The following is a 13147-nucleotide window of genomic DNA, read 5'->3' as shown; positions in this document are numbered from 1 at the left end:
GGCATTCGCCCCTTAACTGAGACGCTGCTCACACTTGGCCGTATTGCTGCCCGTGGCGCAGCCAGCGTTCCAGCAGCGGGCTGACGTGATGCGGCCAGCGCTCCAGCAAGGCCTGGGCGGCATCGCGCACGGCCGGCAGCAAGTCGGCGTCACGCATCAGGTCGGCGACCTTGAATTGCAGCAGGCCGGTCTGGCGGGTGCCGAGCATCTCGCCGGGACCGCGCAGTTCCAGGTCCTTTTCGGCGATGACAAAACCGTCGTTGGTTTCGCGCATGATGCCCAGGCGCTGGCGGCCGATCTGCGACAAGGGAGGATGGTAGAGCATGACGCAATGGCTGGCGGCGCTGCCCCGACCAACGCGACCGCGCAGTTGATGCAGCTGGGCCAGGCCCAGGCGTTCGGGGTTCTCGATGATCATCAGGCTGGCGTTGGGCACATCGACGCCGACCTCGATCACGGTGGTGGCCACCAATAGTTGCAACTCACCGGCCTTGAACTGGCCCATGACCTCGGCCTTTTCCGCCGGTTTCATGCGCCCGTGGATCAGGCCGACCCGCAGTTCGCCCAGAGCGCTGCTCAGGTCTTCGTAAGTGGTTTCCGCGGCCTGGCAGGTCAGTTCTTCGGATTCCTCGATCAGCGTGCACACCCAATAGGCCTGGCGCCCTTCGGCGCAGGCGGCGCGCACCCGTTCGATGACTTCGACCCGCCGCGAGTCGGTCACCAGCACGGTGTTCACCGGCGTACGGCCAGGGGGCAGTTCGTCGAGGATCGAGGTGTCCAGGTCGGCGTAGGCGCTCATGGCCAGGGTCCGCGGGATCGGCGTGGCGGTCATGATCAGCTGGTGCGGGCACAGGCGCCCGCCCACGCCTTTCTGGCGCAGGGCCAGGCGCTGCTGCACGCCGAAGCGGTGTTGTTCGTCGATGATCACCAACGCCAGGTTCTTGAACTGCACTTCGTCCTGGAACAGCGCGTGGGTGCCGACCACCATCGGCGCGCCGGCGGCGATCTGTTCCAGGGCCGCTGTGCGGTTCTTGCCCTTGAGCTTGCCGGCCAGCCAGGCGACTTCCAGCCCCAGCGGCTCGAGCCAGCGCTTGAAGGTGATGAAGTGCTGCTCGGCGAGGATCTCGGTCGGCGCCATCAGCGCCACCTGGTAGCCGGCCTCCAGCGCCTGCAGGGCGGCGAGGGCGGCGACCACGGTCTTGCCGGCGCCCACGTCGCCCTGGATCAGCCGCAGCATCGGTTCGGGCTGGCTGAGGTCGTAGGCGATCTCGTTGCCGACCCGCTGCTGCGCGCCGGTGGGCGGAAAGCCGAGGTTCTTCAGGTACTGCGCTGGCAGCCGGGTGGCCTTGGGTAGCGCCGGGGCGAGTTGCGAGCGCAGGCTTTCGCGCAGGCGCTGCTGGGACAGCTGATGGGTCAGCAGTTCCTCGAACGCCAGGCGATGCTGTGCCCAATGGTGACCCAGGGCCAGTTCGTCGACATCGGCGTCGGCCGGCGGGTGGTGCAGGTAGCGAATCGCATCGTCCAGCGGCGCCAACTGGTAATCCCGCGCCAGCTCTTGCGGCAGCCAGTCCGGCAGGCTGCGCGGGCCGAGCAGGGCCAGGCTCTGCTGGCACAGCATGCGCAGGCGTTGCTGGGTCAGGCCTTCGGTGAGCGGGTAGATGGGGGTCAGGGTCTGGTCCACGGGCGGCGGTTCATCGCCGCTGATGGCGCGGTATTCCGGGTGGTAGATTTCCAGCCCCGAGGCACCGGGACGGGCTTCGCCATAACAGCGCACGCGGGTGCCGCGCTTGAGGCCTTCCTTCTGCGCGTTGCTGAAATGGTAGAAGCGCAGGCTGAGCCCGCCGGTGCCATCCTGCAGGCGCACCAACAGGCTGCGGCGCTTGCCCATGACCACGTCGGCGCCGCTGACGGTGCCTTCGATCACCGCGTCCTGCCCGGGGCGCAGCGCGCCGATCGGCACTACGCGGGTGCGGTCCTGATAACGCAGGGGCAGGTGGAACAGCACGTCCTGCAGGTTCTCCAGGCCGACCTTGGCCAGCTTTTCGGCCATGGCTTCGCCGACGCCCTTGAGTGCCGTGACCGGCACTTTCGACAGCTCAGTCATCGCGACGGTTTAACTCGCGGCAGGCGGCTTGGCCACCGAACACAGGCGGATCGAGTCGGCGAGGATCTCGATGGCTTTCGGCCGCGGGAAGCTGGCGCGCCAGGCGATCGCCACGGTGCGGAACGGCACGGGCGCGCTCAGCGGCCGCACTTCGATCACGCCCGGAGCGTAGTGATGGCTGTCCACCGCCGAGAGCGGCAGGATCGAGACGCCAAGGCCGGAAGCGACCATGTGGCGAATGGTTTCCAGGGAGCTGGATTCCACCGTGGTGTGCTTGGCGCCGTCGTTGCCTTTGGCCAGGGTCGGGCAGGCCTCGAGTACCTGGTCGCGGAAACAGTGGCCTTCGCCCAGCAGCAACAGGCTCTTGTCGTTGAGCAGGTTGGCGTCGATGCTCTCTTTCTGGGTCCAGGGGTGGGTGCTTGGCATCAGCACGTAGAAGGGTTCGTCGTACAGCGGCAGGGTCAGCACGTCGGCTTCGTTGAACGGCAGGGCGATGATGATCGCGTCCAGTTCGCCGTTGCGCAGCTTGTCGCGCAGCACGTGGGTGAAGTTCTCTTCGATGTACAACGGCATCTGCGGGGCGACCCGGTGCAGTTGCGGGATCAGGTGCGGGAACAGGTAGGGGCCGACGGTGTAGATCGCGCCGACTTTCAGCGGGGCGGTCAGCTGGTTCTTGCCGGCCTGGGCCAGCTCGCGAATGCCCTGGGCCTGTTCGAGGACCTTTTGCGCCTGGGCGACAATGCCTTCGCCGACCGGCGTCAGACGTACCGCACTCTTGCTGCGCTCGAAAATCAGCACACCGAGTTCGTCTTCAAGCTTCTTCACGCCCACCGACAGGGTCGGCTGGCTGACATGGCAACGCTCGGCCGCGTGGCCGAAGTGCTGCTCTTGGGCGAGGGTAACGATGTAGCGTAATTCAGTAAGAGTCATAGCGGACGTCCATGAGGTTGCGGGCCAAGCATACCGGCTGCAATCGATAGACGCACGTTATCAGACTCAATGCGCGCTGTGACACCGGGCAATGCATGCGGGTCATGCCTGGAAAAGCAAAAAGGCACCTTGGGGTGCCTTTTTGCTGGGGATCGCCTGTGGGTCATGCTCAGCGGCGACGTTTCTCCAGGGAGTAAACGAAGGGCGCGACGATCTCGATCGAGCCGTTGTTGAGCATGTCCGCCGGTGGCTTGGGCAGCGGCTGGGCGCGGCGGATCATTTCCAGGGTGGCCCGGTCCAGATCGGCGTTGCCCGAGCGTCCCACCAGCTCATAGGACAGCACGTTGCCTTGGGCGTCGACCACGAAGCGCAGCCGGTTCAGGCCTTCCTTGCCGCGTGCCTGAGCGCCCGGCGGGTACTTCTTGTACTTGGCCAGGTGCGCCAGCAGCGTGCCTTGCCAGCTTTCCTTGGCGGCGATCTGGGCTGGCGAGGGGCCCGGAGCAGGGGCCGAGGACGGTGCCGCGGTGGGTGTCGGCGGAGCGTCGCTGGGCTTCTCTTCGCTCGGCTTTTCCTTCGGCGGTTCCGGCTTTTTCTCCACCGGCTTGGGCGGTTGTGGCTTGGGCTTGGGTTTGACCGGCTTGGGCACGGAAATCGTCGGCTTCGGCGCTTCCGCGAGTTTGGGCAGCGGCAGCTCTTCGACCGGAGCCGGTGGCTGCGGTGGCGTCACGACCTTGGGCGGTGCGGGAGGAGGCGGTGCCGGAAGCGGCGCCAGCTCGACCATCATCGCCTGGGGTGGCAGCTCGACCGGCGTGGGGGAACTCCAGTTGAGCGCGAGCAGGATCGCGACCGCATGGACCCCCAGTACGATGGCCAGGCTACCGCTGTAACGCGTCAGTTTTTGGCGCGTCGTGATCATTTCTTGGTAGCCGTCTCAAGTCCGACCAGGCCGACCTTCAGGTATCCGGCGGCCCGCAGGGCATCCATCACGCTCATCAGGTCGCCGTAATCCACGCCTTTGTCGGCCTGGAAGAAGATCGTCGTGTCTTTTTTGCCCTGGGTCTTGGCGTCGAGGGTGGCGCCGAGGGCTTCGGCTTTCACTTCGTCGTCGCCGAGGTACAGGCGTTGGTCGGCCTTGACGCTGAGAAACACCGGTTTCTCGGGGCGTGGCGCCGGTTTGGCTGTCGAGGCCGGGAGGTCGACCTTGATGTCCACGGTAGCCAGCGGCGCCGCGACCATGAAGATGATCAGCAGCACCAGCATCACGTCGATGAACGGCGTGACGTTGATTTCGTGGTTTTCGGCGAGATCGTCTTCTGCGCCTTCTTTCAAATGCAGGCCCATGGCGGTTTACCCTACTTTGGCCACATGAGGTTGCGCAGAGCGCTCGGCGGTCGGCAGGTGATCGAGATCACGGCTGACCAGCAGCAGGACTTGCGCGGAAGCGTCGGAGACCTGGGCCTTGTAGCCGGCGATGGAGCGGGCGAAGACGTTGTAGATGACTACAGCCGGAATGGCCGCGACCAGACCCAGGGCGGTGGCCAGCAGGGCCTCGGCGATGCCGGGGGCGACGACGGCGAGGTTGGTGGTCTGGGTTTTGGCGATGCCGATGAAGCTGTTCATGATGCCCCACACGGTACCGAACAGGCCGACGAAGGGCGCGGTGGAACCGATGGTGGCGAGCACGCCGGTGCCGCTGCTCATGTTGCGGCCGCAGGCGGCTACCAGGCGCTCGAGGCGGAAGCTGACGCGTTCCTTGATGCCTTCTTTCTCGCGGCTGTTGGCCGACAGGCGCATTTCTTCCAGGGCGTCGTGGACCAGCAGATTGGCCAGGGTGCCTTCTTTGGCGGCGGTGACGCTGGCTTCCTTGAGGGTAGTGGCCTTTTTCAGGGCGAGGATCTCACCGCGCAGGCGACGCTTGGCGCCCATCAGCTCGAAGCCTTTGGCGATCCAGATGGTCCAGGTGATGATCGAGGCGATGGCCAGGCCGATCATCACCAGCTTCACGATGATGTCGGCGTTCTGGTACATGCCCCAAGGGGACAGGTCGTGGGCCATGCCCAGGCTGTTGTCCGCTTCGAGGACTTCAGGTGCGTCTTCGGCCGGCTCGCCTTCGGCAGGTGCCGGCGCCGCGGCATCGGCCGGCGCGTGGGCTGCCGCAGGTGTCGAGGCGCCAGTCGGGGCCTGCTCATCGGCGAAGGCCGCGGTCGGTGCCAGCAGCAGGCTGAACAGCAACGCTGCGGCCGCGCTCATGGCGCGCAGCGGGCTTGGGCGTTGGGTTGGCGAAGCGGAGAATGGATTGCGTGTCATGCTGGCCGGACCTGAGAGGGAAAAGGGTAAGTGTCCTTCTAGGCCTCGCAGGGCCGAGAACAAATGGGTCGTCATTATTGCAACTAATTCTTGTTAACAGAAGTAATAGAGTATCTTTTTTTCTTTGATTGCTAGCCGCTCGTCCATTGCCGACGCTAGTCTGTGCCTTTCTGATAGGAGTTTTCCGATGTCCGCCCCTTCTGTTCTGATCGCTGGCTGCGGTGATGTCGGCAGCCGTCTGGCGAAGCAACTGCTGGCTGAAAACTGGCAGGTCTACGGCCTGCGGCGCACGGTTTCGCAATTGCCGGAAGCTGTGATCGGCGTGGCGGGCGATCTTTTCAGTGAGCAGTGTCCGGCTGCCTGGCCCACCGCGCCGCTGGATTACCTGGTGTACAGCGCGGCCGCCACCGAGCATGACGAGGCGGGCTATCGCGCGGCCTATGTCGAGGGGTTGACCCACGTGCTGGGCTGGCTCAAGCAGAACGGGCAGTCGCCGAAGCGACTGCTGTTCGTTTCCAGCAGCAGCGTCTATGGGCAGAAAGACGGCGAGTGGATCGATGAGGCTTCGCCCGCGCAGGCTGACAGCTATTCCGGCCGGCTGATGCTCGAGGCCGAGCAAGTGGCGTTGCAGAGCGGCATTCCAGCCAGCCTGGTGCGCCTGACCGGGATCTATGGCCCAGGGCGGGAATGGCTGTTGAACCAAGTGCGCCAGGGGTATCGCGTGGCCATCGATCCACCGTTGTATGGCAACCGCATCCACGCCGACGACGCTGCGGGGTTGCTGGCCTTCCTGCTCCAGGCCGATCGGCGTGGCGTGCCGCTTGAGGACTGCTACATCGGGGTCGACGACGCGCCGGTGCCTCTGGCGGAGGTGGTGGGCTGGCTACGCGAGTACCTGGGCGTGACCGAGTGGGCGGACAATTCGAGTGTGCGGCGTTCTGGCAGCAAGCGCTGCAGCAATGCCCGCGCCAGGGCCCTGGGCTGGGAGCCGCGTTATCCGAGTTTTCGCGAGGGGTATGCGGAGATTATCCAGGGGCAGGGCTGAGTTGCAGATAGATAAAGAAAAAGGAGCCTTTGGGCTCCTTTTTGCTGGATCACTGTTTTTCCAGTAGCCACTGGCGCGTACCTGGGGTGAGGGAAGGTACCTCATCCGCCTGGGCGGTGTTGATGGTCTGGAAGATCTCCAGTTGCTCACCGTTACGCGCGAAGATCCACGGGTTGCCCTGGCCGTTGAGCTGCAGCCACAGGTTGTCATAGCCGCCGCTCATCGACGCGCAGTCGCCGGCGAGGCAGAGTGCGTAGCGATCGGCGCCCGGCAGGCCCATGACCTGGCCGTTGGACTGGAACAGCACGGTGCCGCCTTGGCCCGGGCCATTGACGATTTTCCATTCGCCGCCCAGGTAGGCCGAGTACAGTGCGCGCTCGAAGTTGGCGCCCAGTGGCGCGCCTTCCGGGGCCGGGTCCTTGGGACGATCGAAGACCTGTTCCGGCTCGTTGTCGTTGGCTTCTTGCAGCAATTGTTTGCCGTCGCGTTTCAATTCGCTGGCGGAGCTGCCGTAGAAATCGATTTTCCAGGAGCCGGACTCTTCAGCCAGCACCTTGCCTTCGACGTTTTCGAAGCCGTTGGTGTAGCGCGCCTGGCTGGCCTTGGTGTTGACGTCCCATTCCAGGTTCGGGCCGTAGCCTTGCAGGGCTTCGCGCAGCGGTCCGCCTTTGGCGGCGGCGTCGATGGCGACCTGATTGATCCAGGTGCCACTGATGTCACGGTCGGCGGGATCGCTGGCACAGCCGCCGAGGAACAGGGCGCACAACGAGAGGGCTAGCGCTTTGCGCATGAGGAAATCCTTTCAGAACGAAGACGGCGCGGCCTGGGTAGCCGCGCCGGACGTGTTACTCGATGACCAGGATGGCATCCATTTCAACCTGCGCGCCTTTTGGCAGGGCGGCAACGCCGATGGCGGCGCGGGCAGGGTAAGGCTGCTGGAAGTACTTGCCCATGATCTCGTTGACCTTGGCGAAGTGGCTCAGGTCGGTGAGGAAGATGTTGAGCTTGACGATGTCCTTGAACGAACCACCGGCGGCCTCGGCCACGGACTTGAGGTTCTCGAATACCTGGACGGTCTGGGCTTCGAAGCCTTCCACCAGTTCCATGGTCTTTGGATCGAGCGGGATCTGGCCGGACATGTAGACGGTGTTGCCCGCCTTGATCGCCTGGGAATAGGTGCCGATCGCGGCGGGTGCCTTGTCGCTGGTGATAACGGTCTTGGTCATGAATGACTCCTTGTAATGGGCGGGCTGTATAGCGAGCTATGCACGCATGCGAGTGATGCGAATGACCCCGGTCAGGGCGCGCAGTTTCTTGATCACGCGAGCCAGGTGCACGCGGTCGTGCACGCTGACCACCAGTTGGACCACGCTGATGCGACCATCCCGTTCGTCCATGCTGATTTTCTCGATATTGCCGTCGGCCGCGTTGACGCTGCTGGCCAGCAGGGCGATCAGGCCACGCTGGTGTTCCAGCTCGACGCGCAGCTCGACGTTGAATTCGCCGGTGACATCCTTGGCCCACGAAAGCTGGATACATTTTTCCGGGTTGTGGCGGATTTCGCTGATATTGCGGCAGTTGTCCAGGTGCACCACCATCCCCTTGCCCGCGGACAGGTGGCCGACAATCGGGTCGCCCGGGATCGGCGTGCAGCACTTGGCATAGCTCAGGACCAGGCCTTCGGTACCGCGAATGGCCAGCGGACCTTCCGGGCTTGGCAGCTGTTCGCCTTCGCCGAGCAGGCGGCGGGCGACCACATAGGCCATGCGGTTGCCCAGGCCGATGTCTTCCAGCAGGTCTTCTATCAGTTCCAGGCGATACTCGGTGAGCATCGCTTGCACGCGTTCGGCGGGGATCTTTTCCAGCGCGCTGTCGAAACCGTTGAGTACCTTGTTCAGCAGGCGCTCGCCCAGGCTGATGGACTCGGAGCGGCGTTGCAGTTTCAGGGCGTGGCGAATGTGGGTGCGAGCCTTGCCGGTGACCACGAAGTTGAGCCAGGCCGGGTTGGGGCGCGCGCCCGGGGCGCTGACGATTTCCACGGTGGAGCCGCTTTGCAGCGGTTCGGACAGCGGCGCCAGACGGCGATTGATACGACAGGCGATGCAGCTGTTGCCGACGTCGGTGTGCACCGCGTAGGCGAAGTCCACTGCGGTGGAGCCTTTGGGCAGCTCCATGATCCGGCCCTTCGGCGTGAACACGTAGACCTCGTCCGGGAACAGGTCGATCTTCACGCTCTCGATGAATTCCAGGGAGTTGCCGGCGCGTTGTTGCATCTCCAGCACGCCCTTGACCCACTGGCGGGCCCGGGCATGAGTGCCCTTTGGCTGCTCGTCGCCGCTGGATTTGTACAGCCAGTGGGCGGCGATGCCGTTGTTGGCCATCTCTTCCATTTCGCGGGTGCGGATCTGGATTTCGATCGGAACGCCGTGCATGCCGAATAGCGTGGTGTGCAGCGACTGGTAGCCGTTGGCCTTGGGGATCGCGATGTAATCCTTGAAGCGACCCGGCAGCGGCTTGTACAGGTTGTGTACGGCGCCGAGCACGCGGTAGCAGGTGTCGACCTTGTCGACGATGATCCGGAACGCATAGACGTCCATGATCTCGTTGAAGGCCCGGCGTTTGCCGCGCATCTTTTTATAGATGCCATACAAGTGCTTCTGGCGGCCGCTGACTTCGCCCTGAATGCCGTCGATGGCCAGGCAGTGGCTCAGGGATTCTTCGATCTTGTTGACGATTTCCTTGCGGTTGCCCCGGGCGCGCTTGACCGCCTGGTAGATCCGCGCGGAACGCATCGGATGCATGGCCTTGAACCCGAGGTCTTCGAACTCGATGCGGATGCTGTGCATGCCCAGGCGGTTGGCGATGGGCGCGTAGATCTCCAGGGTTTCCTTGGCGATCCGCCGGCGTTTTTCACCGGACAGTACTTCCAGGGTGCGCATGTTGTGCAGGCGGTCGGCCAGCTTGACCAGGATCACGCGAATGTCGCGCGCCATGGCCATGGCCATCTTCTGGAAGTTTTCCGCTTGGGCTTCGGCCTTGGTCTCGAAATTCATCTGGGTCAGTTTGCTGACCCCGTCGACCAGTTCGGCCACGGTTTCACCGAACTGCGCCTGCAGCGCTTCTTTGGCGATACCGGTGTCTTCGATCACGTCATGCAGCATGGCCGCCATCAGGCTCTGATGGTCCATATGCATGTCGGCAAGAATGTTTGCGACCGCTAATGGGTGCGTGACGTACGCCTCGCCGCTGCGACGGCGCTGACCGTCATGGGCTTGTTCGGCGTAGAAATACGCTCGGCGGACCAGATTGACCTGGTCCGTGCCGAGATAGGTCGATAAGCGATCGGCGAGGGCGTCTATGCTCGGCATGATGACTCCTGCCGTAGGCTGTGATCCCGCGCCGTGCTACGTCGACCAGGCATAGGCTTAGACGGCCTCGTTGGACTCGTCCTCGAAAGCAGCAAAAAGCGGTTCATCTTCAACGATTTCGGCTTCGGCGATAGCTGCGTAGTCGATCAGGCCTTCAGCGATTTCACGCAGGGCGACGACGGTAGGCTTGTCGTTTTCCCATGCTACTTTCGGCTCTTTGCCGCCGGTTGCCAGTTGACGGGCACGCTTGGTAGAGAGCATGACCAGCTCAAAGCGGTTATCCACGTGTTCTAGACAGTCTTCAACGGTTACGCGGGCCATGGTCTTCCTCGTAGCAAATGCAATATGCGCGCTGCCCGGATGGGCGAGCGGACTCAACAGTTTAAAAAATCACCAGCGATTAGGGAAGCGCTGATTTTTTAACCAAGCTTTCCGATGCGCTACAAGCGCCAATGTAAAGCCCTTGCAGCGGTTTTGGGAAGTGCTATTCAGCCCAGCAATTCGGCGAGCAATTTGCCGAAACGCTGTTGCTGATGCTTTTGGTGCAGCTGGTTGGTGCGGAAAATCGCCTTCAGGTCGTCCAGCGCATGGGCGAAATCGTCGTTGATGATCAGGTAGTCGTAATCGACGTAGTGGCTCATTTCGCTGACGGCTTCGCGCATCCGGCCTTCGATGATCTCGTCGCTGTCCTGGCCGCGGTTGGTCAGGCGCTGGCGCAAGGCCTGCTGGGACGGCGGCAGGATGAAGATCGAACGCGCCTGGGGCATCAGCTTGCGCACTTGCTCGGCACCTTGCCAGTCGATCTCCAGGATCAGGTCGTGACCTTCGTCCAGGGTTTGCTGCAAGTGGCTTTGGGAGGTGCCATAGAGATTGCCGAAGACTTCGGCGCGCTCGAGGAAGTCGCCGTGCTCGCCCATCTTCACGAATGCTTCGCGGGAGACGAAGTGATAGTTCACGCCGTCCACTTCGCCCGGGCGCATGGCGCGGGTGGTGTGGGAAACGGAAACGCGGATCGACGGGTCGGCGTCGATCAAGGCCTTGACCAGGCTGGTCTTGCCCGCGCCCGAGGGGGCGGAAATGATGTAGAGGGTGCCGGTGCTGTGGTTCATGTCTGGGTAGCCTTACTCAATATTCTGTACTTGTTCGCGCATCTGCTCGATCAACACCTTGAGGTTGACCGCAGCCTGGGTGCTGCGCGGGTCGAAGGCCTTGGAGCCCAGTGTGTTGGCTTCGCGGTTGAGTTCCTGCATCAGGAAGTCCAGGCGCCGGCCAGCGGCGCCGCCGGACTTGAGTACGCGGCGCACTTCGATGATGTGGGTGCTCAGGCGGTCCAGTTCTTCGGCGACGTCGCTCTTCTGGGCGAGCAGCACCATTTCCTGTTCCAGGCGCGTCGGGTCCAGTTCGGCCTGCATGTCGGAGAAGCGATCGAGAACCTTCTGGCGCTGGGTCGCGAGCATCTGTGGGACCAGTTCACGCAGGGTCACGACGTCTTCCTCGATGGAGCTCAGGCGTTCGTTGATCAGTCGGGCCAGCTCCGCGCCTTCGCGCTCGCGACCGCTCTTCAACTCTTTCAGGCCCTGGTTGAACAGGCTCAGGGCTTCATTGTTCAGCGCCTGCGGGTCGCTGGCATCGGCCACCAGGACGCCGGGCCAGGCCAGGACTTCCAGCGGGTTCAGCGCCGCCGGCTGTTTGATCAGGCTGGCAACGGACTCGGCTGCCGCCACCAGTTGCGCGGCGCGCTCCCGGTCGACCTGCAGTGGTTTGCCGGTGGTTTCTTCGGTGAAGCGCAAGGTGCATTCGAGCTTGCCGCGCGACAGTCCCTGGCGCAAAGCCTCGCGGACCGCGCCTTCCAGGTCGCGAAAGGATTCCGGCAAGCGCAGGTGCGGTTCCAGGTAACGGCTGTTGACCGAGCGCAGTTCCCAACTCAGGGTGCCCTGAGTGCCGGCCCGTTCTACCCGGGCGAAGGCGGTCATGCTGTGCACCATGGAGGTACCTCCGATACAGGTCCGCCACCAACCGCGAAGGGTTGCACGGGCCCGATATGAATGAATTGAAGCCGACAGGCTGCGAAGGCGCAGGATTGTAGCGCAGTGCGGTGGATGCTCCCAAACTGCGGGTGTGACAAAGCACTGCAAAGCGACCGGAGGGCCGTTCCAGAGGTATCGCCGACGGGCCGGGGTTTTTAGAACTGCCCAGGCAAGGCCGTGGGCTCTATAATGATCGGCAGTTTTCCGTCCCCGTACAGGTATTCCCTATGAAACGTCCAAGTGGTCGCGCTGCCGATCAGCTTCGCTCGATCCGCATCACCCGCAACTACACCAAACACGCCGAGGGATCTGTACTGGTCGAGTTTGGTGATACCAAAGTGATCTGCACGGTCAGCGTAGAGAACGGCGTGCCCCGCTTCCTCAAGGGCCAGGGCCAGGGGTGGTTGACCGCCGAATACGGCATGCTGCCGCGCGCCACCGGCGAGCGTAACCAGCGTGAAGCCAGTCGCGGCAAGCAAGGCGGTCGCACCCTGGAGATCCAGCGTCTGATCGGTCGTTCCCTGCGCGCTGCGCTGGACATGACCAAGCTGGGCGACGTCACCCTGTATGTCGACTGCGATGTGATCCAGGCCGATGGCGGTACCCGTACCGCGTCGATCACCGGTGCCATGGTGGCCCTGGTGGATGCGCTGAAAGTGATCAAGAAGCGTGGCGGCCTGAAGGGCGGCGACCCGATCAAGCAAATGATCGCGGCGGTGTCCGTGGGCATGTACCAGGGTGAGCCGGTATTGGATCTGGATTACCTGGAAGACTCGGCGGCCGAGACCGACCTCAACGTGGTCATGACCAGCACTGGTGGTTTCATCGAAGTCCAGGGGACTGCCGAAGGCGCGCCATTCCAGCCGGAAGAGCTGAACGCGATGCTGGCGCTGGCCAAGAAAGGCATGAGCGAGATCTTTGAATTGCAACAGGCAGCCCTGGCTGACTGATTGCCCGGTAGCTTTCAGCAAGGAGAGCAGCATGAACGACGACCAGCTTCCGCAACCTGTTCCGAGCCATGAGGTGCGTCAGTGGGCGATGTTCTGTCACCTGTCGGCCTTGCTGGGCATCTGGATTCCGTTCGGGACCCTGATCGGCCCGCTGGTTCTCTGGCAGATGAAGCGCGAGACGGACCCGTTCATCGATGCCCAGGGCAAGGAGGCGCTGAACTTTCAGATCACCGTGGCCCTTGCCTCGCTGGTCTGCTTCCTGCTGATGGTGGTGCTGGTGGGTTTCCTGCTTTTCGGTCTGCTGGCGATCGGCGCCCTGGTGCTGACCATCATCGCCGGGGTCAAGGCCAATGAAGGGGTGGCGTATCGTTACCCATTCACCTGGCGATTGATCAAGTAGGCCGGGCGCCCACAAA

14 protein-coding genes are annotated in these 13147 nt (G+C 63.4%); 3 read left to right on the top strand and 11 right to left on the bottom strand.

Annotated features, from left to right (window positions below; translation table 11 throughout):
* Positions 1-28: 28 nt before the first annotated feature.
* From recG to exbB, 5 genes are all read right to left on the bottom strand, one after another.
* Positions 29-2104, bottom strand: coding sequence for an ATP-dependent DNA helicase RecG (recG, locus tag H0I86_RS30800; protein WP_023967816.1), 2076 nt, complete (start codon positions 2102-2104; stop codon positions 29-31).
* A gap of 9 nt (positions 2105-2113) precedes the next feature.
* Positions 2114-3034, bottom strand: a complete 921-nt coding sequence (locus H0I86_RS30795) for a hydrogen peroxide-inducible genes activator (protein WP_009051573.1) — start codon at positions 3032-3034, stop codon at positions 2114-2116.
* A 169-nt stretch (positions 3035-3203) separates the two neighbouring features.
* The gene (locus H0I86_RS30790; protein WP_009051572.1) at positions 3204-3950 is read right to left on the bottom strand and encodes an energy transducer TonB family protein; all 747 of its coding nucleotides are present in this window, start codon (positions 3948-3950) and stop codon (positions 3204-3206) included.
* Positions 3947-4375, bottom strand: a complete 429-nt coding sequence (exbD, locus tag H0I86_RS30785; protein ID WP_007921142.1) for a TonB system transport protein ExbD — start codon at positions 4373-4375, stop codon at positions 3947-3949. Before exbD ends, H0I86_RS30790 begins: the two co-directional genes overlap by 4 nt.
* 6 nt (positions 4376-4381) lie before the next feature.
* Positions 4382-5341 carry a tonB-system energizer ExbB gene (exbB, locus tag H0I86_RS30780; protein WP_180923268.1) on the bottom strand — a complete coding sequence of 320 codons (960 nt, stop codon included), beginning with the start codon at positions 5339-5341 and terminating at the stop codon, positions 4382-4384.
* Between the two features lie 187 nt (positions 5342-5528).
* Here exbB and H0I86_RS30775 point away from each other — a divergent pair, with 187 nt between their 5' ends.
* Positions 5529-6386, top strand: a complete 858-nt coding sequence (locus H0I86_RS30775; protein WP_180923267.1) for an SDR family oxidoreductase — start codon at positions 5529-5531, stop codon at positions 6384-6386.
* A 49-nt stretch (positions 6387-6435) separates the two neighbouring features.
* Here the strand turns inward: H0I86_RS30775 and H0I86_RS30770 are convergent, their stop codons facing one another.
* From H0I86_RS30770 to H0I86_RS30745, 6 genes are all read right to left on the bottom strand, one after another.
* The gene (locus H0I86_RS30770; RefSeq protein ID WP_009051569.1) at positions 6436-7176 is read right to left on the bottom strand and encodes a putative periplasmic lipoprotein; all 741 of its coding nucleotides are present in this window, start codon (positions 7174-7176) and stop codon (positions 6436-6438) included.
* 55 nt (positions 7177-7231) lie between these two features.
* Positions 7232-7612 carry a deaminase RidA gene (ridA, locus tag H0I86_RS30765; RefSeq protein ID WP_007921133.1) on the bottom strand — a complete coding sequence of 127 codons (381 nt, stop codon included), beginning with the start codon at positions 7610-7612 and terminating at the stop codon, positions 7232-7234.
* A 36-nt stretch (positions 7613-7648) separates the two neighbouring features.
* Entirely contained in the window at positions 7649-9754 is a 2106-nt protein-coding gene (gene spoT, locus H0I86_RS30760; RefSeq protein ID WP_007921131.1) for a bifunctional GTP diphosphokinase/guanosine-3',5'-bis pyrophosphate 3'-pyrophosphohydrolase, read from the bottom strand.
* A gap of 57 nt (positions 9755-9811) precedes the next feature.
* Complete coding sequence (rpoZ, locus tag H0I86_RS30755) at positions 9812-10075, bottom strand: DNA-directed RNA polymerase subunit omega (protein WP_007921129.1); 264 nt, start codon at positions 10073-10075, stop codon at positions 9812-9814.
* A gap of 167 nt (positions 10076-10242) precedes the next feature.
* Positions 10243-10863, bottom strand: coding sequence for a guanylate kinase (gene gmk, locus H0I86_RS30750; protein ID WP_009051568.1), 621 nt, complete (start codon positions 10861-10863; stop codon positions 10243-10245).
* 12 nt (positions 10864-10875) lie between these two features.
* Complete coding sequence (locus H0I86_RS30745; RefSeq protein WP_180923266.1) at positions 10876-11739, bottom strand: YicC/YloC family endoribonuclease; 864 nt, start codon at positions 11737-11739, stop codon at positions 10876-10878.
* Between the two features lie 269 nt (positions 11740-12008).
* Here H0I86_RS30745 and rph point away from each other — a divergent pair, with 269 nt between their 5' ends.
* Both rph and H0I86_RS30735 read left to right on the top strand, forming a co-directional pair.
* Complete coding sequence (gene rph / locus H0I86_RS30740) at positions 12009-12731, top strand: ribonuclease PH (RefSeq protein ID WP_007921124.1); 723 nt, start codon at positions 12009-12011, stop codon at positions 12729-12731.
* A 31-nt stretch (positions 12732-12762) separates the two neighbouring features.
* On the top strand, positions 12763-13131 hold the full coding sequence (locus H0I86_RS30735; protein WP_007921123.1) for a DUF4870 domain-containing protein: 369 nt from the start codon (positions 12763-12765) through the stop codon (positions 13129-13131).
* The last annotated feature ends 16 nt before the right edge of the window (positions 13132-13147 follow it).

It is taken from the genome of Pseudomonas chlororaphis subsp. aurantiaca (assembly GCF_013466605.1).
Lineage (GTDB): Bacteria > Pseudomonadota > Gammaproteobacteria > Pseudomonadales > Pseudomonadaceae > Aquipseudomonas > Aquipseudomonas chlororaphis_I.
The sequence above is the reverse complement of the archived record's forward strand: the minus strand, read 5'-3'. Positions and strand labels throughout refer to the sequence as shown.

What these genes read in the sequence shown, in the direction of transcription:
- H0I86_RS30770 (WP_009051569.1), bottom strand. Translation starts at nt 7,176, where the DNA reads ATGCGCAAAGCGCTAGCCCTCTCGTTGTGCGCCCTGTTCCTCGGCGGC.
- spoT (WP_007921131.1), bottom strand. Translation starts at nt 9,754, where the DNA reads ATGCCGAGCATAGACGCCCTCGCCGATCGCTTATCGACCTATCTCGGC.
- exbB (WP_180923268.1), bottom strand. Translation starts at nt 5,341, where the DNA reads ATGACACGCAATCCATTCTCCGCTTCGCCAACCCAACGCCCAAGCCCG.
- exbD (WP_007921142.1), bottom strand. Translation starts at nt 4,375, where the DNA reads ATGGGCCTGCATTTGAAAGAAGGCGCAGAAGACGATCTCGCCGAAAAC.
- H0I86_RS30745 (WP_180923266.1), bottom strand. Translation starts at nt 11,739, where the DNA reads ATGGTGCACAGCATGACCGCCTTCGCCCGGGTAGAACGGGCCGGCACT.
- H0I86_RS30790 (WP_009051572.1), bottom strand. Translation starts at nt 3,950, where the DNA reads ATGATCACGACGCGCCAAAAACTGACGCGTTACAGCGGTAGCCTGGCC.
- H0I86_RS30735 (WP_007921123.1), top strand. Translation starts at nt 12,763, where the DNA reads ATGAACGACGACCAGCTTCCGCAACCTGTTCCGAGCCATGAGGTGCGT.
- recG (WP_023967816.1), bottom strand. Translation starts at nt 2,104, where the DNA reads ATGACTGAGCTGTCGAAAGTGCCGGTCACGGCACTCAAGGGCGTCGGC.
- ridA (WP_007921133.1), bottom strand. Translation starts at nt 7,612, where the DNA reads ATGACCAAGACCGTTATCACCAGCGACAAGGCACCCGCCGCGATCGGC.
- rpoZ (WP_007921129.1), bottom strand. Translation starts at nt 10,075, where the DNA reads ATGGCCCGCGTAACCGTTGAAGACTGTCTAGAACACGTGGATAACCGC.
- rph (WP_007921124.1), top strand. Translation starts at nt 12,009, where the DNA reads ATGAAACGTCCAAGTGGTCGCGCTGCCGATCAGCTTCGCTCGATCCGC.
- H0I86_RS30795 (WP_009051573.1), bottom strand. Translation starts at nt 3,034, where the DNA reads ATGACTCTTACTGAATTACGCTACATCGTTACCCTCGCCCAAGAGCAG.
- gmk (WP_009051568.1), bottom strand. Translation starts at nt 10,863, where the DNA reads ATGAACCACAGCACCGGCACCCTCTACATCATTTCCGCCCCCTCGGGC.
- H0I86_RS30775 (WP_180923267.1), top strand. Translation starts at nt 5,529, where the DNA reads ATGTCCGCCCCTTCTGTTCTGATCGCTGGCTGCGGTGATGTCGGCAGC.